Origin of the sequence: Pseudomonas sp. HLMP (assembly GCF_046365545.1) — a bacterium.
GTDB lineage: Bacteria > Pseudomonadota > Gammaproteobacteria > Pseudomonadales > Pseudomonadaceae > Aquipseudomonas > Aquipseudomonas guariconensis_B.
Map to the genome: position 1 here is coordinate 825302 of NZ_JBDLLR010000001.1, position 23853 is coordinate 849154.

General features: G+C 65.3%; 21 protein-coding genes. 13 read left to right on the forward strand and 8 right to left on the reverse strand.

From position 1 onward, the window contains the following. Positions 1-34 precede the first annotated feature (34 nt). Together ABFA30_RS03980 and ABFA30_RS03985 are read left to right on the forward strand one after the other, a co-directional pair. Positions 35-355 carry a DUF2388 domain-containing protein gene (locus ABFA30_RS03980; protein WP_225790021.1) on the forward strand — a complete coding sequence of 107 codons (321 nt, stop codon included), beginning with the start codon at positions 35-37 and terminating at the stop codon, positions 353-355. Then, positions 352-2310 carry a DUF4105 domain-containing protein gene (locus ABFA30_RS03985; protein WP_253091308.1) on the forward strand — a complete coding sequence of 653 codons (1959 nt, stop codon included), beginning with the start codon at positions 352-354 and terminating at the stop codon, positions 2308-2310. The genes ABFA30_RS03980 and ABFA30_RS03985 overlap by 4 nt, the downstream gene beginning before the upstream one ends. Before the next feature lie 68 nt (positions 2311-2378). Here ABFA30_RS03985 and ABFA30_RS03990 read toward each other — a convergent pair whose 3' ends face one another. After that, complete coding sequence (locus tag ABFA30_RS03990) at positions 2379-2780, reverse strand: GFA family protein (protein WP_225790019.1); 402 nt, start codon at positions 2778-2780, stop codon at positions 2379-2381. Between the two features lie 268 nt (positions 2781-3048). Between ABFA30_RS03990 and ABFA30_RS03995 the strand changes: the two genes are divergently transcribed. The 9 genes from ABFA30_RS03995 (at position 3049) to ABFA30_RS04035 (ending at position 13316) form a co-directional block, all read left to right on the forward strand. Next, complete coding sequence (locus tag ABFA30_RS03995) at positions 3049-4356, forward strand: CitMHS family transporter (protein ID WP_225790018.1); 1308 nt, start codon at positions 3049-3051, stop codon at positions 4354-4356. Between the two features lie 66 nt (positions 4357-4422). Beyond that, a complete protein-coding gene (locus tag ABFA30_RS04000) occupies positions 4423-5193 on the forward strand; it encodes a TerC family protein (protein ID WP_225790017.1) in 771 nt (256 codons plus the stop codon). A 237-nt stretch (positions 5194-5430) separates the two neighbouring features. Then, entirely contained in the window at positions 5431-7089 is a 1659-nt protein-coding gene (locus ABFA30_RS04005) for a Na/Pi cotransporter family protein (protein WP_225790016.1), read from the forward strand. Between the two features lie 30 nt (positions 7090-7119). After that, entirely contained in the window at positions 7120-8526 is a 1407-nt protein-coding gene (locus ABFA30_RS04010) for a M16 family metallopeptidase (RefSeq protein ID WP_410045170.1), read from the forward strand. 166 nt (positions 8527-8692) lie between these two features. Continuing rightward, positions 8693-9715, forward strand: a complete 1023-nt coding sequence (locus ABFA30_RS04015; protein WP_225790014.1) for a DUF5924 family protein — start codon at positions 8693-8695, stop codon at positions 9713-9715. A gap of 118 nt (positions 9716-9833) precedes the next feature. Then, complete coding sequence (locus tag ABFA30_RS04020) at positions 9834-10967, forward strand: ABC transporter permease (RefSeq protein WP_225790013.1); 1134 nt, start codon at positions 9834-9836, stop codon at positions 10965-10967. Continuing rightward, positions 10964-11758: an ABC transporter ATP-binding protein gene (locus ABFA30_RS04025; RefSeq protein WP_225790012.1), complete on the forward strand. Its 795-nt coding sequence runs from the start codon at positions 10964-10966 to the stop codon at positions 11756-11758. The genes ABFA30_RS04020 and ABFA30_RS04025 overlap by 4 nt, the downstream gene beginning before the upstream one ends. A gap of 2 nt (positions 11759-11760) precedes the next feature. Next, the gene (locus ABFA30_RS04030; RefSeq protein WP_225790011.1) at positions 11761-12699 is read left to right on the forward strand and encodes an MlaD family protein; all 939 of its coding nucleotides are present in this window, start codon (positions 11761-11763) and stop codon (positions 12697-12699) included. Then, positions 12696-13316, forward strand: coding sequence for an ABC-type transport auxiliary lipoprotein family protein (locus tag ABFA30_RS04035; RefSeq protein ID WP_253080766.1), 621 nt, complete (start codon positions 12696-12698; stop codon positions 13314-13316). Before ABFA30_RS04030 ends, ABFA30_RS04035 begins: the two co-directional genes overlap by 4 nt. Here the strand turns inward: ABFA30_RS04035 and ABFA30_RS04040 are convergent. The 6 genes from ABFA30_RS04040 to ABFA30_RS04065 form a co-directional block, all read right to left on the reverse strand. Continuing rightward, the gene (locus tag ABFA30_RS04040) at positions 13298-14527 is read right to left on the reverse strand and encodes a nucleoside recognition domain-containing protein (RefSeq protein WP_225790009.1); all 1230 of its coding nucleotides are present in this window, start codon (positions 14525-14527) and stop codon (positions 13298-13300) included. The genes ABFA30_RS04035 and ABFA30_RS04040 overlap by 19 nt on opposite strands. Positions 14528-14662: 135 nt before the next feature. Then, positions 14663-15997, reverse strand: coding sequence for a glutamate/aspartate:proton symporter GltP (gene gltP / locus ABFA30_RS04045; protein ID WP_253080765.1), 1335 nt, complete (start codon positions 15995-15997; stop codon positions 14663-14665). A gap of 787 nt (positions 15998-16784) precedes the next feature. After that, complete coding sequence (locus ABFA30_RS04050) at positions 16785-17255, reverse strand: inhibitor of vertebrate lysozyme family protein (protein WP_225790007.1); 471 nt, start codon at positions 17253-17255, stop codon at positions 16785-16787. Between the two features lie 2 nt (positions 17256-17257). Next, complete coding sequence (locus ABFA30_RS04055) at positions 17258-17419, reverse strand: DUF1328 domain-containing protein (RefSeq protein WP_011531543.1); 162 nt, start codon at positions 17417-17419, stop codon at positions 17258-17260. A 41-nt stretch (positions 17420-17460) separates the two neighbouring features. Further along, complete coding sequence (locus ABFA30_RS04060; protein ID WP_410045171.1) at positions 17461-17745, reverse strand: hypothetical protein; 285 nt, start codon at positions 17743-17745, stop codon at positions 17461-17463. Positions 17746-17917: 172 nt separating this feature from the next. Continuing rightward, entirely contained in the window at positions 17918-18739 is an 822-nt protein-coding gene (locus ABFA30_RS04065) for a BON domain-containing protein (protein ID WP_225790005.1), read from the reverse strand. A 208-nt stretch (positions 18740-18947) separates the two neighbouring features. On the opposite strand from ABFA30_RS04065, the gene algB reads away from it, so the two are divergent. Both algB and ABFA30_RS04075 read left to right on the forward strand, forming a co-directional pair. Beyond that, positions 18948-20294: a sigma-54-dependent response regulator transcription factor AlgB gene (algB, locus tag ABFA30_RS04070; RefSeq protein WP_225790004.1), complete on the forward strand. Its 1347-nt coding sequence runs from the start codon at positions 18948-18950 to the stop codon at positions 20292-20294. Further along, complete coding sequence (locus ABFA30_RS04075; protein WP_225790003.1) at positions 20291-22069, forward strand: KinB sensor domain-containing domain; 1779 nt, start codon at positions 20291-20293, stop codon at positions 22067-22069. The genes algB and ABFA30_RS04075 overlap by 4 nt, the downstream gene beginning before the upstream one ends. A gap of 81 nt (positions 22070-22150) precedes the next feature. On the opposite strand, the gene ABFA30_RS04080 is transcribed toward ABFA30_RS04075, so the two are convergent. Next, positions 22151-23752: an EAL domain-containing protein gene (locus tag ABFA30_RS04080; protein WP_225790002.1), complete on the reverse strand. Its 1602-nt coding sequence runs from the start codon at positions 23750-23752 to the stop codon at positions 22151-22153. Positions 23753-23853: the final 101 nt, after the last annotated feature.

Below are 23853 nucleotides of genomic sequence, written 5' to 3' on the forward strand. Positions count from 1 at the left end.
ACACCTGACTCCCTGTATCTTTCGGAGATGCTCCATGCGTAAACCGCTGATCGCCGCCATCCTCGGCATGTTGTTGCTGGCCGACCTGGCCCAGGCACGAACCCTGGTGGCCACCAGCAACATCATCGTGCGCGCCTTCGGTCGCTCGATCGATTTCACCTCGGACACCACCACCTCCATCCGCGACGCCAAGGTCGTGCAGGAAGCCCGCGACGACGCGGCCAGCTTCGTCGCCAGCCACGGCGAAATCCGTGGTGCCCAGCTCGAGGCCGCGTTCAATGCCATTCGCCAGCGCGTCCCCGAAGCCCGCGACGCCAACGACCAGGTACTGGCCGAAGCCATCCTGGCGCTGTGAGACGCGTGCGTGCCTGGCTGCTCGGCTGCGCCCTGACGCTGCTCGGCACGCCCGCCCTGGCCGACCTACAGCTTGAGCTGCAGGCCCAAGGGCTCGACCCACGGCAACAGCATGCCACCCAGGCCTTGCTCGACGAGGCCTTGGGCAAGCTCCCGCCGCGCTTCAAGCAGCGACTGGACCGCCGCGTCCAGGTCAGTTGGAGCGAGCGCATGCCTGCCGACGCCTACGGCCAGGCCTCGCTGGTTTCCACCCTGGAGCTGAACCGCCGCCTGCTTCCCGGGCTGGTGGACGGCAGCGCGGCCCGCGAACAGACCGGGCGCCCCCATGGCACCGTGCGCCAGGAGTTGCTGGCCACCGTGCTGCACGAACTGACCCACCTCTACGACCGCGCCCGCCTCTGGCCCGCCGGCGAGCGCCAGCTGATCGCCCGCTGCACGCGCCAGCAGGGCAGCCTGGGCAAGGTCGGCCTGCCAGAGCAGTGCCGTGGTCAGGCCGAACGGCGCTTCACCCTCAGCGACGATCCGCGCCTGCTCGACCTGGCTGGCTGGCCGCAATACGTCGGCCGCCGTGGCGAGCGCGAGCTGCACAACGGCCAGCTGGTGCGCAGCCCCGACAGCTACGAACTGAGCAGCCCGAAGGAGTTCATCGCGGTCAACATGGAGTACTTTCTCCTCGACCCGAGCTACGCCTGCCGCCGCCCGGCGTTGAACCAGTACCTGCGCGAGCATTTCGCCTGGGCACCGCCACAAGCCAGTTGCGCCAAGGGCTTGCCATTCCTCAATGCCGGCAACGATTTCGCGCGCCAGCCGCTGGGCGAGATCGACCCCGAGCGGGTCTACGAGGTCGACTACCTGCTGGCCGAGGCCAACCAGAACTGGGTCAGCCGCTGGGGCCACAGCATGCTGCGCCTGGTGATCTGCGCCCCGGGCCGGCCGCGCGGCCCGGATTGCCGGCTGGACCTCGACCAACACCTGGTGCTGTCGTACCGGGCCTTCGTCAACGACCTGCAACTGTCCAGCTGGGACGGTCTCACCGGCGCCTATCCGTCGCGACTGTTCGTCCTGCCCCTGGGCCAGGTGATCGACGAGTACACCAAGACCGAGCTGCGCAGCCTGGCCTCGATCCCGCTCAAGCTCAACCGCCAGGAGGTGGAAGGGCTGGTGCGCCAGGCCGCCGAGATGCACTGGAGCTATGACGGCAACTATTACTTCCTGTCCAACAACTGTGCGGTGGAGTCGCTGAAGCTGCTGCGCAGCGGCACTGCCAACCCGCGCCTCAACGACCTGGACAGCATCATGCCCAACGGCCTGCTGGAGGTGCTCAAGGGCCGTGGGCTGGCCGACACCAGCGTGCTCGACGACCCGCGCGAGGCCCTGCGCCTGGGTTACCGCTTCGACTCCTACCGCGATCGCTACCAGGCCATGTTCGAGGTACTGAAGCAGCAGTTGCCGATCAAGCAGGTGAAGGTCGAGGACTGGCTCGCCCTGGACGCCAGCGAACGCGGCACCTGGTTCCAGCAGGCCAACCTGCGCACCAGCGCCGCCTTGCTCTTGCTCGAGCAAGCCAGCCTGCGCCGCCAGTTGCTGCTGGCCCAGGACGAGGTCAAGCAGCGTTACCTGAACGCCCAGGCGCTGAAGGATGGCAGCATCGCCAAGGCCAACGAGACCTTGCAGCAGATGTTGGCCAACAGCGGCTTCCTCAGCCGCCCGGCGGAGCTGCTGGGCAGCAGCGGCTATGGCCTGCCCCAGCCGGACGAGCGCAAGCACCTGGAGCAGGTCAGCAGCGAGCGCCAGGCGCAACTGCTGCGCCTGAGTACCGATCTGGACAAGGAAGTGCGGGCCTTGCTCGAGCCTGAGCGGGCCAGGGAGATCGCCGCAGTGGAGGCCAATGTGCAGCAGATCGGCGAGCACCTGCGTGCATTGCACAAGGCGGCCGGGGGGCTGCAACTGCCCTGATGGCTGGGCTGCGGAGCGTCACGGGCTGCAAAGCGGCCCCAGACTCGCAGCGCCATCCCATCAGCCGCCTAAAGACGCTCCTCGGTCTCCCCAGGCAAGTCCTCATCCAGGTGCAGCCAGGGCAACCGGCTGCTGGTCCAGATATGCCGATGGGCCCGCACCCGCTGCGGATGATCCAGCGTCGCCACCGTCACATCGATGCTGTCCGGGCTGTGCGAGGTCACCAGGGCCACGTGCGCCCCGCACTGGCCACAGAAGTAACGGCTGCAGCTGGCCGGCGCCATATAGCACCTGGGCGTGCCCGCCAGCCACTGGAAGCCGGTGCGAGGCAGGGTGAGCCAGGTGACCACCAACCCGCCGCTGACCCGCCGGCAGATCGAGCAATGGCAATGGGCGACATCCGTCAGGTCACCCTCCAGGCGATAGCGCAGGGCGCCGCAATGGCAGCCGCCTTCTTGTACCTCCGGCATCGATATGACCTCCCGTCGCCTTGTCCAAGGCGAAAGCTGGCTGAAAGCTTTCGCCAATAGGATAGCCCCACTACCGGCGACAGACCGGTCAGCCAGGGCACCCGGAACATTCCGCGCCCGGCCCAATCGACAAAAACAATGGTGATACTGATGTCTTCCTGCAACCGCCTCCTCGCCGTACCCCATCCGCTATTCCATGCGCAGCGCCTGACGCGCTGATCCGCCCGAATCGACCCGCCTTTCGACGCGCCACGCCTGGAGTACCGCCATGCTGACCTTCCTCGGCTTTGCCATGGTCATCACCTTCATGTACCTGATCATGACCAAGCGCCTGTCGGCCTTGATCGCCCTGATCCTGGTACCGATCCTGTTCGCCCTGTTCGGGGGCTTCTACAGCCATATCGGCCCGATGATGCTCGAGGGCATCAGCAAGCTTGCGCCCACCGGCGTGATGCTGATGTTCGCCATTCTCTATTTCGCCCTGATGATCGACTCCGGCCTGTTCGACCCGGCCGTGCGCAAGATCCTCAAGCTGGTCAAGGGCGACCCGCTGAAAGTCTCGGTCGGTACCGCGGCGCTGGCCCTGGTGGTCTCGCTCGACGGTGACGGCGCCACCACCTACATGATCTGCTGCGCGGCCATGCTGCCACTGTACAGCCGCCTGGGGATGAGCCCGCGGATCATGGCCGGCCTGATCATCCTGGCCGGCGGGGTGATGAACATGACCCCCTGGGGCGGCCCCACGGCCCGCGCGGCCAGCGCGCTGCACGTAGACCCGTCGGACATCTTCGTGCCGATGATCCCGGCCATGGTGTTCGGTGTCCTGGCGATCCTGGGCATCGCCTACATGTACGGCAAGCGTGAGCGGGCCCGCCTGGGCGAATTGCACCTGCCCACCGACGACATCGACCACAGCGAGATCAGCGTGTCGCAGTTCCCCGAGGCACGTCGGCCCAAGCTGATCTGGTTCAATGGCGCCCTGACCGCCGCCCTGATGGTCGCGCTGATCGCCGGCGCGCTGCCGTTGCCGGTGCTGTTCATGATCGCCTTCAGCATCGCCATGATCGTCAACTACCCGTGCCTGCAGCAGCAGAAGGACCGCATCGCCGCCCATGCCGGCAGCGTCCTGGCGGTCACCGGCCTGATCTTCGCCGCGGGCATCTTCACCGGCATCCTGTCTGGCACCGGCATGGTCGAAGCCATGTCCAAGAGCCTGCTGTCGGTGATTCCCGAGGCGCTCGGGCCGTACCTGGCCGTGATCACCGCGATCGTCAGCATGCCGTTCACCTTCTTCATGTCCAACGATGCGTTCTACTACGGCGTCCTGCCGGTCCTGTCGGAAGCGGCTAGCCACTACGGCATCAGCCCGGTGGAGATGGCCCGTGCATCGATCGTCGGGCAACCGGTACACCTGCTGAGCCCCCTGGTACCCTCCACCTACCTGCTGGTGGCCCTGGCCGGCATCGAGTTCGGCGACCACCAGCGCTTCACCCTCAAGTGGGCAGTGCTGGTGTGCCTGTGCATAATGCTCGCCGCACTGCTCATGGGGATTTTCCCGTTGTTCAGCAGTCTGTAAGACAAGCCCAAACCGCGATGCGCCCCGAGCCCGGGCGCATCGCCTCTATCGTTCGAAGGAATACACATGGAATGGCTGACCAGCCCGGAAATCTGGGTTGCCTTTTTCACCCTCACGGCACTTGAGATCGTCCTCGGTATCGACAACATCATCATGATCTCGATCCTGGTCAGCCGCATGCCCAAGCACATGCAGCCACGCACCCGGATCTTCGGCCTGGCCCTGGCCATGGTCACGCGCATCCTGCTGTTGCTGTCGATCACCTGGGTGATGCGCCTGACCGACGACCTGTTCGTCGTGCTCGAGCAGGGCATCTCCGGGCGCGACCTGATCCTGTTCTTCGGTGGCCTGTTCCTGCTGTGGAAGAGCTCCCAGGAGATCTACCACGGCCTGGAAGGCGAGGACGAGAGCCCGGAAGCGCCCAAGGGCGCCGGTGGCCAGTTCTTCTACACCATCATCCAGATCGCCATCATCGACATCGTATTCTCCCTGGACTCGGTGATCACCGCCGTGGGCATGGTCTCCCACGTGCCGGTGATGATCGCCGCGATCATCGTCGCGGTGCTGGTGATGATGCTCTGCGCCGGCACCATCAGCGACTTCATCGACAAGCACCCGTCGCTGAAGATGCTCGCCCTGTCGTTCCTGATCGTGGTCGGTACCGTGCTGATCGCCGAATCCTTCGACGTGCACGTGCCCAAGGGCTACGTCTACTTCGCCATGGCGTTCTCCCTGGCGGTGGAGGCGATCAACATCCGCATGCGCACGGCCATGGCGCGCAAAGAGGGCAAGGAGCACGAGCCGGTGAAACTGCGCAAGGACATCCCGGGTCAATAAGATCAGGACGCGCAAGAAAGAAGGCCCTCCGGGGCCTTCTTTCATTCATGCCCGCCACAGGGCTTGTAGCAGTGGGCTGGGTCCCGCGACGAAATGTTTCAAATATGTTTCAGCCATGCCAAGCTGGCGGCAAGTCCGCAAAACAACTAAAGCTTGAGTGAGCACGGGGCAAACCCGCCTCACGGCTTCACCCGTTGGCCCCACGCTGGGGCGAAGGCATTAGGGGGGCCTCGAAACATGCTGACCCTGCTCAACCTGCTCTCCGCCGTGGCCCTGCTGGTCTGGGGCACGCACATCGTGCGAACCGGCATCCTGCGGGTCTATGGCTCCAACCTGCGCCGGGTGCTCAGCCAGAACATGAGCAAGCGCCCGCTGGCCTTCATCGCCGGCATCCTGGTCACCGCGCTGGTGCAGAGCAGCAACGCCACGGCCATGCTGGTGACGTCGTTCGTCGGCCAGGGCCTGATGGCCATGACCCCGGCCCTGGCGATCATGCTCGGTGCCGATGTCGGGACGGCGCTGATGGCCCGGGTACTGACCTTCGACCTGTCATGGCTGTCGCCGTTGCTGGTCTTCCTCGGAGTGATCTTCTTTCTTTCGCGCAAGCAGACCCGCGCTGGCCAGCTCGGCCGCGTGGGCATCGGCCTGGGCCTGATCATCCTGGCCCTGGAGCTGATCGTCCAGGCGGCCACGCCGATCACCCATGCCCAGGGCGTGAAGGTCCTGTTCGCCTCCCTGACCGGCGACATCATGCTCGACGCCCTGGTCGGAGCCCTGTTCGCCCTGGTGTCCTATTCCAGCCTGGCCGCCGTGCTGCTCACCGCCACCCTGGCCGGTGCGGAAGTCATCAGCCTGCCGGTGGCCATCGGCCTGGTGGTCGGCGCCAACATCGGCAGCGGCCTGCTGGCCTTCCTCACCACCAGCATGCAGAACGCCGCGGGCCGACGGGTGGCACTGGGCAGCCTGCTGTACAAACTGATCGGCCTGGTGCTGGTGATCCCGGTGCTGCACCCGCTGGTGGATTGGATGGACTCGCTGAGGTTCAGCCCGCAGGAGCTGGTGATCGGCTTCCACTTGCTCTACAACACCCTGCGCTGCCTGATCATGCTGCCCACGGTCAAGCCCATGGGGCGCCTGTGCAACGCCTTGCTGCCGGAGCGCGAGAACGGCAACGGCCAGATCCGGCCACGCCACCTGGACGCCTCCGCCCTCGACACACCGAGCCTGGCCCTGGCCAACGCCGCGCGCGAGACCCTGCGCCTGGGGGACATCGTCGACAGCCTGCTCGAAGCCATGCTGGGTGCCCTGCGCGGCACCCAGACCGCCATGCCGCAGCAGGTACGCGCCTTGGTCGAGGATGCCGAAGCCCTGTACAGCGCCATCAAGCTGTACCTGGCGCAGATGTCGCGGGAGGATCTCAGCGAACAGGACAACCGGCGCTGGGCCGAGATCATCGAGCTGGCGATCAACCTCAAGCTCGCCAGCGACCTGATCGAGCGCATGCTGCGCAAGGTCCAGCAGCAAAAAACCTCCCAGCGCCGCGAGTTCTCCCAGGTCGGCCTGGAGGAACTGACTGGCCTGCAGGAGCAGTTGCTGGCCAACCTGCGCCTGGGTCTGTCGGTGTTCCTCAGCGCCGATCCGCAGAGCGCCCGCCTGCTACTACGCGAGAAACGCCGCTTCCGCGCCCAGGAGCGACGCCTGGCCCACGCCCATGTCAGCCGTTTGCAACGCAAAGTGGTGCAAAGTATCGAGACCAGTTCGCTACACTTGGAGCTGATCGCCGACATGAAGCGGTTGAACTCTTTGTTCTGCAGCAGTGCCTATGTGGTACTGGGCGGCGCGGACACGGGCGGGCTTCTGCTCGACAGCGTGCCGGACGAAGCCCGCCTGTCCTGATCCCGCGTACCTGGAGACCCGAGCTCGCCCATGCGTTGCCTGATGTTCGTTTGCCTGCTGTTGTGCAGCCTGCCCACGTTCGCCCTCGATCGCTCCCGGGTCGAAGGGTATCTATTGCCCAACGGCCTGCAGGTGATCCTCAAGTCGGGCTACGAGCGCGACCATGTGGCGATCCGCCTGGTGGTGGGGGTTGGCCTGGACGATTTCGACTGCGACCAGCGGGAGCTGCCACATCTGCTCGAACACCTGCTGTTCAGCGGCATCGACGCCAGCGGCGAGGGCGGCCTGGAAGAGCGCATGCAGGCACTGGGCGGGGAGTGGAACGCCTACACCAGCAGCGCCGACACCACCTTCGTCGTCGAGGCGCCGGCGCGCAACCAGCGCAAGGTCCTCGACCTGCTGCTGGCGGCGATCCGCGACACACGTATCGATGGCAAGGCCCTGGCCACGGCGAAGAAGATCATCGAACGCGAGGACGGCGGCCACTACGGCCACCTGCAGCGCTGGCTCGACCGCCAGGACATTGGCCACCGCGCCAGCGACCAACTGGCCGTGGAACTGGGCCTGAAGTGCCCGGAGCGCTCCAACCTCGACGACATGACCCTGGAGCAGGTCCAGGCACTGCGCGAGCACTGGTATGCCGCCAACAACATGACCCTGATCGTCGTCGGCGGCCTCGACCGCCTGCTGCCGGCCTACCTGGAGCGCACCTATGGCGAGCTGCCGGCCGTGGAGCCAGGCGAGCGGCGCAGCCTGGAAAGCATCAGCCGCCAGGCCGAACAGCGCCGCGACCTGACCCGCGGCTGGCTGGGCGACAGCGTCAAGCTGCACTGGCTGTTCATCGAGCCGGTGCTGGACAACGCCCACGACCAGACCCTCGACCTGCTCTCGCGCTACCTGGACTGGGCCCTGTACGACCAGTTGCGCCTGCGCCATGGCCTGTCCTATGGGCCCTCGGTGCAACGCGAAAGCTTTGGCGACCAGGGCATGCTCAGCCTCAATGCCGACCTCGAGCGGCAGGACATCGACGAAGCGGTCAAGGTCATGCAGCAGTTGTTCGACCACCTGCGCAAGAACGGCCTGGACCCGGACACCTTCGCGCGCCTCAAGGAAGCAGCCATCGCCCGCGAAAGCTGGACCACCCAGGGTAACAGCGCCCTGGCCGACTACTACTGGGGCGCGTTGAACGACTACACCGACGGGCGCTTCGCCGACCCGGTCCGCAAGCTGCGCCAGGTCAGCCTCAAGCAGGCCGACGAAGCCCTGCGCACGCTGCTCGACGACCCAGGCTACCTGCGTATCGAAAAACCGCTGCTCGGCTACGACGAACTCTACGGCTTGCTGGCACTGCTGCTGGGCCTGGTCCTGGCCGCCGGGCTGCTGCGCCGTCGCCGCCACCCGACGCCACGCTCCAGCGGCGCTACACGCCAGCCCTGATTCAGCGGTATCCTGTAGCCATCATCCGGCCCTTTCACGGCGGTTCGGCGCCCCGACGTGCCCGCTCCCACAGGATTCGTGCCAGGCTTTGCGCAAGCCTGTGGGAGCAGGCTCGTCCTGCGACCGAGCCAGAACCGGCACCTAAATCTCTCTGTCTATCAGCCCCATGCCTCCGATACCCAATTTCATCCTGCGCGTGATCGAACTGCTCAAGCGCTACCCCGGCATCATCGCGCTCTGCGGCTTTCTCTCTGGCATCGGCAGCTTCATCCTGGTCGACCGCCAGGCCGGCCTGGCCAGCTGGATCGCCATCGTCATGCTGGTCAGCTGGGTCTGGCTGATGCTGGAAAACACCCTCACGGGCCTGTTCGCCCGAGCCTTCAAGCGCGAGATCCCGCAACCGCTGCTGCGCTACGCGACGCAGATGATCCACCAGGAAAGCCTGTTCTTCGTCCTGCCGTTCTTCTTCATCACCACCACCTGGAACAGCGGGCAACTGGTCTTCACCGGCCTGCTCGGCGCTGCGGGGCTGATCTCGATCATCGACCCGCTGTACTACAAGTGGCTGGCGCCCCGGCGCTGGCTGTTCCTCGCCCTGCACACCCTGACCCTGTTCGCCGCGCTGCTCACGGCGCTGCCGATCATCCTGCACCTGACCACGGCGCAGAGCTTCAAGCTGGCCCTGGTCGCCGCCATGGCGCTGTCCTTCCCCAGCCTGGCCAGCAGCTTCCCGATCAACACCTGGCGCCGCGGCGTGGCTCTGGTGCTGGTGACCCTGGCAGTCGGCGGCGGTGGCTGGTTGCTGCGTTCCTGGGTGCCGCCGGCCACCTTGTGGATGACCGAGGTGGCCGTCAGCACCGAAGTGCAGAACCGCCAGCCGGGCGACTCTCTGGAGGAAGTCGCTGCCAGCCGCATCCGCAGCGGCGGCCTGTATGCCTATACCGCGATCAATGCCCCGCGCGGCCTCAACGAACGCATCTACCACGTGTGGCAGCTCGATGGTAAAGAGGTGGATCGCATCGCCCTGGATATCCACGGCGGACGCAAGGAAGGCTACCGGGCCTGGACGCACAAGCAGAACTTCCCGCCCAACCCGGTGGGCAAGTGGCAGGTGAGGGTGCTGACCGAGGATGGGCAGGTGATTGGCGTGTTGCGCTTCAGGGTGGTGGACGATGCACCTGCACAGTAGCCCGAGGGCACCGCTGAACCTGTCTGGGAGCCGGCTTGCCGGCGATAGGCTGCGAAGCAGCCCCAAATGCCGCCATTACGCTATGATCTGACTCGATGCCTCGCGCCCGGTCAAATGCATGGAGCCTATGACAACCCCCAGCGCCACCCTGGACACCAGTAGCCAACCGGCCTGCTTGCGTATCGCCGGCGACTGGACCCTGGCCCACTACGCCAGCCTCAAGCGCGAGAGTGAGCGCCTGCGCCCGCAATACGGCGACGACACGGTCGCCGACCTCAGCCAGCTGGGCCGCCTGGACACCGCCGGCGCCTCGCTGCTGGCCGAACTGCTCGGTGCCGAACGCCTGTCGCGCTGCACCGGCGACCTTCCCGACGCCAGCCGCGCCCTGCTCAAGAACGTCTACTGTTCGGTGCAGGACTACTGCATCCCGGTCAAGGCGCCGGAACGCCCAGTGCTGCTGCAACTGCTCGAGCGCATCGGCCGGGCCGTCGATACCCTCTGGCAGGACACCCGGCAACTGCTCGGCTTCATCGGCCTGATCCTCGAGACACTGCTGCGACGCGCCTTGCAGCCGCATCGCTGGCGGGTCACGCCGGTGGTTGCGCACATCGAGCAGACAGGCCTCGATGCCGCGCCGATCGTGGCCTTGCTCACTTTCTTGGTGGGCGCGGTGGTGGCCTTCCTCGGCGCCACGGTACTGGCCGACTTCGGCGCGAGCATCTTCACCGTCGACCTGGTGGCCTTCTCCTTCCTGCGCGAATTCGGCGTGCTGCTGACCGCCATCCTCATGGCCGGCCGCACCGCCAGCGCCTTCACCGCGCAGATCGGCTCGATGAAGGCCAACGAAGAGGTCGACGCCATCCGCACCCTGGGCCTGAACCCCATCGAGCTGCTGGTGGTGCCGCGGGTCCTGGCCCTGCTGATCGCCCTGCCGCTGCTGACCTTCGTCGCGATGCTCTGCGGGATCATCGGCGGCGCGGTGGTCTGCGCCCTGTCGCTGGATATCTCACCAGCCATGTTCCTCTCGCTGTTGCAGAGCGACATCGGCGTGCAGCACTTCCTGGTAGGCCTGGCCAAGGCACCGTTCTTCGCCTTCCTGATCGCCGCCATCGGCTGCCTGGAAGGCTTCAAGGTCAGCGGCAGCGCCGAATCGGTGGGCGCGCATACCACCTCCAGCGTGGTCCAGTCGATCTTCGTGGTCATCGTGCTGGATGCGGTGGCCGCGCTGTTCTTCATGGAGATGGGCTGGTGAACGGCACGCGCGAGAAAGTGATCGAGGCGCGGGGCATCTGCAACCGCTTTGGCAGCCAGGTTGTCCATGAAAACCTCGACCTGGACCTGTATCGCGGCGAGATCCTCGCCGTGGTCGGCGGCTCGGGCAGCGGCAAGTCGGTGCTGCTGCGCAGCATCGTCGGCCTGCGGCGGCCCAACGAAGGGCAGGTCAAGGTGTTCGGCCAGGACCTGGCCCAGGCCAGCGATACCCAGCGCTCGCGGGTGGAGCGGCGCTTCGGCGTGCTGTTCCAGAAGGGCGCGCTGTTCTCTTCGCTGACCGTGACCGAGAACGTCGCCCTGCCACTGATCGAGCATGCCGGGCTGTCCCGCCCGGACGCCGAACACCTGGCGGGGGTCAAGCTGGCCCTGGCCGGCCTGCCGATTTCCGCTGCCGACAAGTACCCATCGTCGCTGTCCGGCGGCATGGTCAAGCGCGCCGCCCTGGCCCGGGCCCTGGCCCTGGACCCGGACATCCTGTTCCTCGACGAGCCCACCGCTGGCCTCGACCCGATCGGCGCCGCAGCCTTCGACCAGTTGATCCTGACCCTGCGCGACGCCCTGGGCCTTTCGGTATTCCTCATCACCCACGACCTGGACACGCTCTACACCATCACCGACCGGGTCGCGGTACTGTCGCAGAAAAAGGTGCTGGTGGCCGCCCCCCTGGCACAGGTCGAGCAGACCGACGACCCCTGGATCCACGAATACTTTCACGGCCCGCGCGGGCGGGCGGCCGAAGACGCCGCCCGCCGTGCGGAGCAGGAGCGCTGAAGATGGAAACCCGAGCTCATCACGTCCTGATCGGCCTGATCACCGTCCTGGTGGTGGCCGGCGCCATGCTGTTCGGCCTGTGGCTGGCCAAGTCCAGCGTCGACGACACCTTCAAGGACTACGAAGTGGTGTTCAACGAAGCGGTCTCGGGCCTGTCACGCGGCAGCACGGTGCAGTACAACGGCATCAAGGTCGGTGATGTCACCACCTTGCGCCTCGACCCGCAGGACCCACGCCGGGTACTGGCGCGCATCCGCCTGAACGCCGATACACCGGTCAAGCAGGACACCCAAGCCAAGCTGACCCTGGCCGGCGTCACCGGCAACGCCTTCATCCAGCTCAGTGGTGGCACGCCGCAAAGCCCGGAACTCAAGGGCAAGGGAGGCCAGTTGCCGGTGATCGTCGCCTCGCCATCGCCCATTTCGCGGCTGCTCAACGACAGCAGCGACCTGGTGACCAACATCAACCTGCTGCTGCACAACGCCAATCAGATGTTCTCCGAAACCAATATCGACCGCCTGGGCAACACCCTGGCGAACCTCGAGCAAACCACCAGCGCCTTCGCCAACCACAAGGGCGGCATCGCCCAGGCCATCGAGCAACTGGCCGAGGTCGGCAAGCAGGCCAGCGCCACCCTGGCCGAGACCCAAACGCTGATGCACGACGCCAACGCCTTGCTGGGCAGCGAAGGCAAGCAGGCGATCGGCAGCGCCGAGCAGGCCATGCAGTCCCTGGCCGAAAGCACCGCGACCATCAACGCCCTGCTCAAGGACAACCGCCAAGCCCTCGACGACGGCGCCCAGGGCCTGAACCAGCTGGCCCCGGCGATCCGCGAGCTGCGCGAAACCCTCAACGCCCTGAAGGGTATCTCCCGGCGCCTGGAGGCAGACCCAGGCGGCTACCTGCTGGGCCGCGACAACAACAAGGAGTTCCAGCCATGAAACGGTCGCTGCGCCTGCTCGCCCTGACAGCCTCCCTGGGCCTGGCCACGGCCTGTTCGATCCTGCCGCAAAGCGAGCCGGTGGACATCTATCGCTTGCCGGTGAGCCAGGCCAACGGCAACCAGGCGCCGCTGGACTGGTCGCTGCGCCTGAACAAGCCACTGGCCAGCGAAGCCCTGGCCGGGCCGCGCATCGCCGTGATTCCCCAGGGTGACGTCATCAGCAGCTACAAGGGTGCGCGCTGGAGCGACCCGGTGCCGCTGTTGCTGCGCAACCGCCTGCTCGACGGTTTCCAGCGCGACGGCCGGGTACAGCGCCTGAGCGCGGACGACAGCAACCTGCAGGCCGACTTCGAGCTGGTCGGCGAGTTGCAGGCGTTCCAAAGCGAGTACCGGGCCGGGGGCGTAGAGGTGCTGATCCGCTATGACGCACGGCTGGTCCAGGGCCGCAGCCAGCGTATCCTGGCCAGCCGCCGCTTCGAGGTGCGCCAGCCGCTGGGCGACAGCCAGGTGCCGGCGGTGGTCGCCGGCTTCGGCAGTGCCAGCGACCAGTTGGTGGGACAAGTGGTGGCCTGGACCATCGCCCAGGCCGGCCAGGCTCAGGCGAAGAACCAGTAGCAGACGAAGATCGCCGCGATCACCCCGGATAGCTCGGCGAGCAGGGCACAACCCACGGTGTGGCGCACACGCTGGATGCCCACCGCGCCAAAGTACACCGCCAACACGTAGAAGGTGGTTTCGGTGCTACCCTGGATGGTCGCCGCCACCAACGCGGGGAAACTGTCGACGCCGTGGGTCTGCATGGTCTCGATCAGCATGGCCCGCGCCGCGCTGCCGGAGAACGGCTTGACCAGCGCGGTCGGCAGGCCCTCGACGAAACGGGTATCCATGCCCATCCATTCCACCGCATGGCGGATGCCGTCCAGCGCCAGCTCCAGGGCCCCGGAGGCGCGCAGCACGCCGACCGCGCAGAGCATGGCCACCAGGTACGGCAAAAGGCTCTTGGCCACGTCGAAACCTTCCTTGGCGCCTTCGATGAAGGCTTCATAGACCTTGACCCGTTTCAGCGCACCGATCACCAGGAACAGGATGATCACGCCAAACAGCGTCAGGTTGCCGAGGATCGACGAGAGGCTGGCCAAGGCCGCCGCCGACAGGGTGCCGAGGAGAGCCATGAAGCCGCCCAGCAGCAGGGCGCCGGGGATCAGGTAGGCGAGTACCACCGGGTCCCACAGGCGCAGGCGCTGCATCACCGCCACCGACAGCAGGCCGACCAGGGTCGAGCAGCTGGTGGCCAGGAGGATCGGCAGGAACACCAGGGTCGGGTCGGTCGCGCCCTGCTGGGCGCGGTACATGAAGATGGTCACCGGCAGCAGGGTGAGCGACGATGCGTTGAGCACCAGGAACAGGATCTGCGCGTTGCTCGCCGTGCTGCTGCTCGGATTGAGCTCCTGCAGGGCGCGCATGGCCTTCAGGCCGATGGGCGTGGCAGCGTTGTCCAGGCCCAGGCCGTTGGCGGCGAAATTCATGGTGATCAGGCCCAGGGCCGGATGGCCGGGCGGGACCTCGGGCATCAAGCGGGCGAACAGCGGGCCCAGGACCTTGGCCAGCCATTCGACGATTCCGGCCTGCTCGGCGATCTTGAGAAAGCCCAGCCAGAGGGTGAGGGTGCCGAACAGCAGGACCATGACCTCCACGGACAGCTTGGCCATGGCGAAGATGCTCTCGACCATCGCGGCGAAGATGCCGGCATTGCCGCCGACCAGCCATTGGGCCAGGGCGGAAATGGCCGCCACCAGGAAAAAGCCGAGCCAAAGGCCGTTGAGCATCCGTGTGTTCCCCCTGAAAAATGCCCCGAATGATAACGCATGCCGGTCGGTTGAGCGGGCTTGCCGGGCGAATGCGTCGGTACAGACGACAAAAAGCCCCGACAAGTCGGGGCTCTTCGGTGCAACGCAGCAGGGTCAGCGCTTGGCGGTCTCGCCCACCAGCACGGTTTCCCGCTTGCCCGCGGCCTGCATCAGCGAGCTGTAGTACTGCTCGCCCTTGGCCGCATCGTACATGCCTTCCCAGCGCGCGATGACCAGCGCGGCCAGGGCGTTGCCGATCACGTTCAAGGCGGTACGGGCCATGTCCATGATGCGGTCGACACCGGCGATGAAGGCCAGGCCTTCCAGCGGGATGCCCACGCTGCCCAGGGTCGCCAGCAGTACCACGAAGGAAACGCCCGGCACGCCGGCGATGCCCTTGGAGGTGACCATCAGGGTCAGCACCAGCAGCAATTGCTGGCCCAGGGACAGGTCGATGCCATACAGCTGGGCGATGAAGATCGCCGCGATGCTCTGGTACAGGGTCGAGCCGTCGAGGTTGAAGGAGTAGCCAGTCGGTACCACGAAGCTGCAGATCGACTTCGGCGCACCGTACTTCTCCATCTTCTCGATCACCCGCGGCAGCACGGTTTCCGAGCTGGAGGTGGAGTACGCCAGGATCAACTCGTCCTTCATGATGCGCATGATCTTGATGACCGAGAAGCCGAATATCCGCGCCACCAAGCCCAGCACCATGAAGGCGAAGAAGGCGATGGCGAAGTACACCAGCAGCACCAGCTTGGCCAGCGGCAGCAGCGAGGCGAAGCCGAAGTTGGCGACGGTGGCGGCGATCAGGGCGAACACACCGATCGGTGCGTAGTTCATGATCATGTGGGTGACCTTGAACATGGTCTCCGACACAGCCTGGAAGGTACGTACCAGCGGGTCGCGCAGCTCCGCCTGCAGGCTCGACAGGCCCAGGCCGAACATCACCGAGAAGAAGATGATCGGCAGCATCTCGCCACGCATCAGCGCCGCGAAGATGTTCGACGGGATCAGGTTGAGCAGGGTCTCGATGAACGCGTGCTCATGCTGCACTTCGGCCGCGGTGGCCTGGTACTTGGAGATATCGACGGTGCCCAGGGTGCTCATGTCGATGCCGGCACCCGGATGGAACAGGTTGGCCAGGACCAGGCCGACGACGATGGCGATGGTGGTCACCACTTCGAAGTAGATGATGGTCTTCAGGCCGATGCTGCCCAGTTTCTTCGCGTCGCCTACCCCGGCGATGCCCACGATCAGCGACGAAATCACGATCGGGACGACGATCATCTTGATCAGGCGAATGAAGATGTCGCCGGCGGGCTGGAGGACGTTGCTGATCCACCATGCCTTTTCTGCACTGAAATGATTAAGCAGCGCGCCGACTGCAACGCCGAGTACCAGACCGATGACGATCTGCCAGGCGAGGCTTAGTTTTGCCTTCTTCATGTCATTCCCCTTTGTTCTAGTGGTCACGGGCACCAACAGGAAAAGCGCGTTGCAGAGCCGTTTCCAGCCCATGGATCAGCGTTTTTCTTCCGTTCGGCGGCTCCATGGAAGGACACCGCAAGCGAGCGACACGGCGCTCGGGTCAGCGAAAAAGGCGGCAACTATTGCGATGCAAAAGAGGGCAGTCTAATGCCGGAAACGAGTAGCCCATGCCGAATCGGCATGATACTTCCAGAGGAAATCGGGCATCAGAAGAGGTTGTCTCTTCTGTGTTCGGATTTCCGAACAAGACCAAAGCGCCATTTTTCGGCAGATTTGACTGCACTCATTCGAGGGTTTGAACGGCCTGTTCGACAATCCGAATGGCCAAAATCGCCCCCGTCGGTGACGGTAGGGGATCGAAAAAAATTTCGATGTACGGTCGAGACAAAATGTGTCTCGGGGCAATTTCGCTTTTTTCCGGAGGAAGGCGTGCGGATCGAAAGAGGATCTTGTCGAGGGAAAGGGGGAGAAACGTGGATGCCTTCTTTATATAGAGGGTACCTCGGAAGCCAGGCCCGAGCCCATGCCCATCCGACACGGTCGGCCTGAAGCTTCCGACGTCACCTTCACCTGACCCGGCCCATCGCGGAGGCACTCCCTGTACCCCTAGGCCACTCCGGTCCTGCAACAACCAGAACGGCCCGGCCCCTTGGTCATGCGCCATCCCTCCTCGGGGCGGCGCATCATAGAAGCCAGAAAGCGGGAAAAGTTCGGCTTCTACAGCGTTACAACGCGCGAGCTTCGGTCAGTACCACTTCGGGTCGCGCTTGAGCTGCTCGCGCAGCATGGCCTTCATGCCGTCGTCCGGATCACCCAGCCAGCGGTATTGCGCATGGCGGGTGGGCGACTTGTCCGAGGGCAGGCCCTCCGGGACTTCCACGAGCATCCCGTAGGCGTCGTCCTTGTCCCAGCTGAACGCCACGATCAGACGTTTGTAGGTGCAATTGTTCTCCGATTCGCACAAAGGCCCGACCAGATACCGGTCGCCATCCTCGGTGACCGCCGACATCTGCTCCTGCGAACTGCCGGTGAGGTTGATCACCCAATCGGGCAGCCGCTCTTCGCCCTCGAGGGTGTCCTGCCAGGTTTCCCGGTACTCGGGGTCCGTACCCAGCAGCTGATTGACCCGGACCTGGCCGTCATTGGCCGCCATCGCCGCCGCGCCACCGCCCACTAGCAGGGCGGTAGCCAGGGCTGTGCAAAGCATCCTGCGCATGTTCAACCCCTGCCACGTCCGAAGAAGAAGGAAGCCACGAACAGGACCAGGAAGATGATGAAGAGGATCTTCGCGATACCAGTGGCGGCGCCGGCGATACCACCGAAGCCCAGCACGGCGGCGACAATGGCGATGATCAGGAAAGTGATGGCCCAACTCAGCATGATGGTTCTCCTTTCTTTTCGAAATCAGCCTGGCGTGGCGCTCAGAACACCCAGCGCTCCTGGAGTGCGACGCGCTCCAGGGTGGCAGGGGACGCCTTTGCCGCCGGCAGCGGCTCGGTCGCCCTCACCAGGGTATTGGCACGGTTCGCCTGGATCTGCGCCAGCAGCGCGGTCTGCGCCGCCACCTGCTCGGCCAGCCGGGAGGTCTGCCAGCTGTAGTAGAACTGGCCAGCGGCCAGGGTCAGCAGCAGCGCCAGCCCGAGGTACAGGCACTGGCGCAGGGGCAGTGCGGTGGTCTGCGAGCGATTGACGGATGGGCGGTTCATGCCAGCTCCTCCTGCTGTGTTTTTATTCGAACCTGCCCAGGAAGTTGCAGCCTGCATGCCAGCCTTGGCCATCTGTAAAATTCCTTTTAAAACAAAAATATAGAAAAAAACTCACGAACACCGGGGACGTATCCTGCACGATGGACCCGGCAAGGTCGTGCGTTTTGCACGATCATCCTTCCACTTTGGTGGCGATCTTCAGCAGGTCGGCGTCCACGCCTCGCACACCGATGATCTGCCTGGCTACCTCCACGGCGATGGCCTTCTGTTCGCTACTGACCACCTCGCCAGACAGCCGGACCAGCCCTTGCTCGCTGGCCACCTTGATGTTCAGGCCATCGAGGTTGCGGCTGAAGCGTAGACTGTTCTGGATCTTGGCGACGATCCAGCTGTCACTGGGTTGCGGCCCCGTGGGCGCATCCACCGGCTTTTCCCGGGCTTTGGCCATGGCGGCGCTGTCCAGGCTGACCAGGTTGTTCACCAGGTGCACGCCATCGGTGCTACGCGCCAGCACGCCGGCCAACTCCTTGGCCTCAGGGCTATCGACCTTGCCCCGCAAGGTCACCACGCCCTCACGGCTCTCGACCTCGATCGGCGCCTTCTCGGTGATACGGCTCCAGAGCAGGCGTGCGCGCACGATCGCCGCGAGCGTGGCGTCTTCCAGACGTTGGGCGTAAGCCCGCAGCTCCTGGGGCCGCTCGACCAGCTCGGGGTTGACCCGCAGCTGGTTGTCGACCTGCTCGATACCACGGGTGGCAAGGGCCACACGCTCGGCCAACTGACTCTCGACCGCGTTCTCCACTTCGCCGGAGAGACGGGCCTGGGCGCCGTCCACCTCGACCGTGATACGGAACGGGTTGAGCACACGGTTGAGCGACAGTGCGGTTTGCAGGGCGCCTTGCAGGCGCGCGTCCTGGACGGGGTCGGCGAGGGCCGGGGTGAACACCGGCAGCAGGCAGGCCGCCAACAGGGTCATTCGAGGGGAAAAGCGCATGAGTCACCTCCTTGCTTGGCATAACAAAAGACAGTCGCAACCGCTGTGCCATTCCTAAAAGCCCGTGGAACCTCGTGCTGTTGGGGGGCTCAGACCGAGACCAGGCCATTGGCTAGCATGCAAACAACGGATTCCTTCAGAATGGACCATGCAACTTGCCCGATTTTTCCGACACTAATTGAGATCAATCCCGAAGGAGCGTAGGAAAATGGAATCAGCCCAGGACAACCAAGGCCGCATTCTGCTGGTGGATGATGAATCCGCGATCCTGCGAACCTTCCGCTATTGCCTGGAAGACGAAGGCTACAGCGTGGCCACGGCCAGCAGTGCCGCGCAGGCGGAAGCCTTGCTGCAGCGCCAGGTGTTCGACCTGTGTTTCCTCGACCTGCGCCTGGGCGAGGACAATGGCCTGGATGTGCTGGCCCAGATGCGTATCCAGGCTCCCTGGATGCGTGTAGTGATCGTCACCGCCCATTCGGCGATCGACACTGCGGTCGATGCCATCCAGGCCGGCGCCGCCGATTACCTGGTCAAGCCGTGCAGCCCCGACCAATTGCGCCTGGCCACGGCCAAGCAGCTGGAAGTCCGCCAGTTGTCGGCGCGCCTGGAGGCGCTGGAAGGCGAGGTGCGCAAACCCAAGGACGGCCTGGATTCACACAGCCCAGCCATGATGGCGGTGCTGGAAACCGCCCGGCAGGTGGCGACCACCGACGCCAATATCCTCATCCTCGGCGAGTCGGGGACCGGCAAGGGTGAGCTGGCCCGCGCCATCCACGGCTGGAGCAAACGGGCGCGCAAGGCCTGCGTGACCATCAACTGCCCCTCGCTGAACGCCGAGCTGATGGAAAGCGAACTGTTCGGCCATACCCGTGGCGCCTTCACAGGGGCCAGCGAAAGCACCCTCGGGCGGGTCAACCAGGCGGATGGCGGCACGCTGTTTCTCGACGAAATCGGCGATTTTCCTCTGACACTCCAGCCTAAGCTGCTGCGTTTCATCCAGGACAAGGAATACGAGCGGGTTGGCGACCCCATCACCCGCCGGGCCGACGTGCGGATTCTCGCGGCGACCAACCTCAACCTCGAGGAGATGGTCCGCGACGGGCGCTTTCGCGAAGACCTGCTGTACCGCCTGAACGTCATCACCCTGCACCTGCCTCCCCTGCGCGAGCGCAGCGAAGACATCCTCACCCTCGCCGAACGCTTCCTCGCCCGCTTCGTCAAGGAATACTCGCGCCCCGCCCGGGTGTTCAGCGACGAAGCCCGCACAGCCCTGCTCAACTACCGCTGGCCGGGCAACATCCGCGAGCTGCGCAACGTGGTGGAGCGGGCCAGCATCATCTGCCCGCAGGAACGTGTGGAAATCAGCCACCTGGGCATGGCCGAACAACCCACGGGCAACGCGCCGCGGGTCGGCGCCGCGCTGAGCCTGGACGAGCTGGAGCGCGCCCACATCGGCGCGGTGCTGGCCACCAGCGACACCCTCGACCAGGCCGCCAAGACCCTGGGCATCGACGCCTCCACCCTGTACCGCAAGCGCAAGCAGTACAACCTATGAAATGGTCGATGAAGCTGCGCACGCGGCTTTTCCTCAGCATCTCGGCGCTGGTGACGGTCGCCCTGCTCGGCCTGCTGCTGGGGCTCGTCAGCGTGTTGCAGATGGCCACCGTGCAGCAGCGCCTGGTCCGCGACACCACCCATGCCCTGGAAGTCGGCCTGAAGCTGCGGCAGAACCTGGGTGAGCAGCTCAACCTGATCCTCGACGAAAGCACCGATCCGCAAAGCCTGGTGACCCTGCAGGAGAGCTTCAAGACCCTGCTCGACGAGGGCCTGGCCCAAGGTGGCGAGCGCACCGGCTTCAGCAAGGCCAACAGCAACTACCAGGCCTTTCTCCAGGCGTACCGCGAAAGTCCGGCGCCGGCCCGCAGCATGGGGGTCGAGCAACCACTGGGCGCAGCGTTCAACCAGGTGCGTACCGACCTGATCGATTCGCACAAGCAGGCGCTGGAGCACATCACCCGCAGCGAGGAGCAAACCCGCGGCCGCGCACTGCTGATCAGCGGCATGCTCGGCCTGATGGGCCTGGCGGTACTGGTGCTGGGCTTCGTCACCGCGCACAACATCGCCCGCCGCTTCGGCCAGCCGATCGAAGCCCTGGCCAAGGCCGCCGACCAGGTTGGCCAGGGCAACTTCGATGTCACCCTGCCCGTGACCCAGGCCACCGAGCTGAACCAGTTGACCCGCCGCTTCGGCCTGATGGCCGATGCCCTGCGCAAGCACCAGGCCACCAATGTCGACGAACTGCTGGCCGGCCAGCAACGGCTGCAGGCGGTGCTCGACAGCATCGACGACGGGTTGTTGATCATCGACCGCCAGGGTTGCCTCGAGCACCTCAATCCGGTGGCCCAACGCCAGCTTGGCTGGGACTCCAGCCGTGTCGGCACGGGCCTGGCCGAGGCGCTGCAGCGCCCGGAGCTGGAGCAGCAAGTGCGCCAGGTCCTGCGTGGCGGCAACCTGGACCGCCCGCCCGATGACCTGAGCATCGAAGTCGATGAGGAAACCCGCCTGCTGGCTTATAGCCTCACGCCGGTCAGCCATCCCCAGGGGCCGATCCTGGGCGCCGTGATGGTGCTGCACGATGTCACCGAGCAGCGTGCCTTCGAGCGGGTGCGCAGCGAGTTCGTCCTGCGCGCCTCCCATGAGTTGCGCACGCCGGTCACCGGCATGCACATGGCCTTCGGCCTGCTGCGCGAACGCTTGAAGTTCCCGCCCGAAGCCCGGGAAAACGACCTGCTCGACACCATTGGCGAGGAGATGCAGCGGCTGACTCAGCTGATCAACGACCTGCTCAATTTCTCCCGCTACCAGAGCGGCCTGCAGAAACTGGAACTGGCGCCCTGTGCCATCGACGAGCTGCTCGAACGCGCCCAGGCACGCTTTGCCGAGCAAGCCACGCACAAGCAGATCGAGCTGCTCACCGAACTGGAGCTGCCCTTGCCACGTATCCAGGCCGATATCGCCCAGCTCGAGCGGGTGCTGGACAACCTGCTGCACAACGCCATTCGCCACACCGCCAGCGGCGGACGTATCCGCCTGCACGCACGGCGCCATGCCGAGCGGGTGATCATCAGCGTCGAGGACAACGGCGAGGGCATCGCCTATGGCCAGCAAGGGCGCATCTTCGAGCCCTTCGTGCAGGTGGGGCGCAAAAAGGGTGGCGCTGGCCTGGGGCTGGCGCTGTGCAAGGAGATCGTTCAGTTGCATGGGGGGCGCATGGGGGTGTTTTCCCGGCCAGGGCAGGGTACCCAGTTCTACATGGCCTTGCCGGTCTGAGGTGGGCGACTCGTTTCGCGGGCAATCACTCAAGACTTTGGGGGGCCACTTCGCGCCCCAGGATGACAAGCACCGGCAATGTCAGGGCTTGCCCACGCGCCGCCCCCGCGTGACCAGTTCGGCGAACTGCCGGGCATTGAGCGGGTGGGCGAACAGCCAACCCTGGCCGTAGTTGACGCCTTCATTGTTGAGCAAAATCGCCTGGTCCTCGCACTCGATGCCTTCGGCTATCACCCGCAAATGCAGGTCATGGGCCATGCGAATGATGTGCGGAGCCACACCGCTGCTGGCGGCATCATGGCCCAGCGCGTCGATGAACGACTTGTCTATCTTCAGGCAGTCCACCGGCAGGGTCTGCAAGTAGGCCAGACTGCAATAGCCGGTGCCGAAGTCGTCGATCAGCACCTGGTGCCCCACCGCACGCAGCGCCTGCAGGTTGTCACGCGCCACCACCACGTCGATCAGGCCGCGCTCGGTCACCTCGAAGGCGATCTGGCTGGGGGACACCCGATGGTGCGCCAGCAGGCGCGCCGCCACCCGGCCGATACGTGGCACCATGACATCGCAGGCCGCCAGATTCACCGAGATATAGAGGTGGCGGTTGGCCCGCAACAGCTGGCCCAGTTGCTCCAGTACCCGTTGCAGGACGAAGTCGGTGATCTGGCGGATCTGCCCGGTGTTCTCGGCCAGCGGGATGAACAGCTCGGGGCTGGTCAGGGTACCGTCCGGGCGACGCCAGCGCACCAGCGCCTCGGCACCGACACAACGCCGGCTGTCGAGCTCGAAGATCGGCTGATAGAGCACCTGCAGCTCGCCCCGGCGCAGGGCATTCTGCAGCTCCGAGCTCATCGAACGTCGCTGCAGCACCAGTTGCAGCACCAGCCAGCCGATGCAACAGGCCAGCAGCAGGCTGCCAGGGAACAGCAGCCAGAGCATGCCGTTCATTTTCAGCGGCAGGCTGGCGCGGGGGGCAATCAGCACCAACTGGTAGTCCGGCGATTTGGTCGGCATGCGGTAGACCAGGCGATCGCTCAGCTCGAGCAGGGCCTTGTGCGAAGGAGGAGGCCAGTTGGCGACCGGTGGCCAGACCTGGACGGGGCCCAGCACCGGGATCGCCCGGGTGCCGTGGTCGAGGACCACCAGCAGGCTGCCGCCGGGGGGGAGGTCGACCACGTCGCTGAGGTGGCCGCGGGAGGTGGACACCAGGAACCTTCCCCGGCCCAGCATCAGCGCGGCCAGGTTCTCGTTGGGTTCGGTGGTGGTGTTGAGCCAGTAGCTGTAGGTCGGGCCCTGGATGTCGGGTGCCCGCAAAGGCTCGATGAGCCGTTCGCCCCCCCGGTTGGAGCAGGCGATGTTGCCCTCGACATAAGCCGCCTCATAGATGAAGCGCGAACTCAGGCCAACCTGCTGCAAGGCCTCCAGCATCGACGCATCGCAGCCGCGCAGGGGTTGTGCCTGCAGACGGTCGACACCTTCGCGCAATTGGCCGAACACCTGCTCCAGACGCTCCAGGAAGCGCTCGCCCCGGGCGTTCATCTGCGCGCTTTCGCTTTGCTTCATCTGTTGCACGGCCACGCCGAAGCTGGCCGTCAGCAACAGCACGGCGCTGGCCAATGCTGCCATCCCGGCCAGCATCCAGGGTCGGTAGAAAAATTGGCGCAACGCGGCGAAGAGGGCTGACATCACAGGCATCCAGTTGATTACCAAGAGGTATAGCAACGGAATGGACAATCGGCCTCGCCGTTGGGCGCATGGGCCTGGCTGGCCGAGGGTGCTGCTGGCGC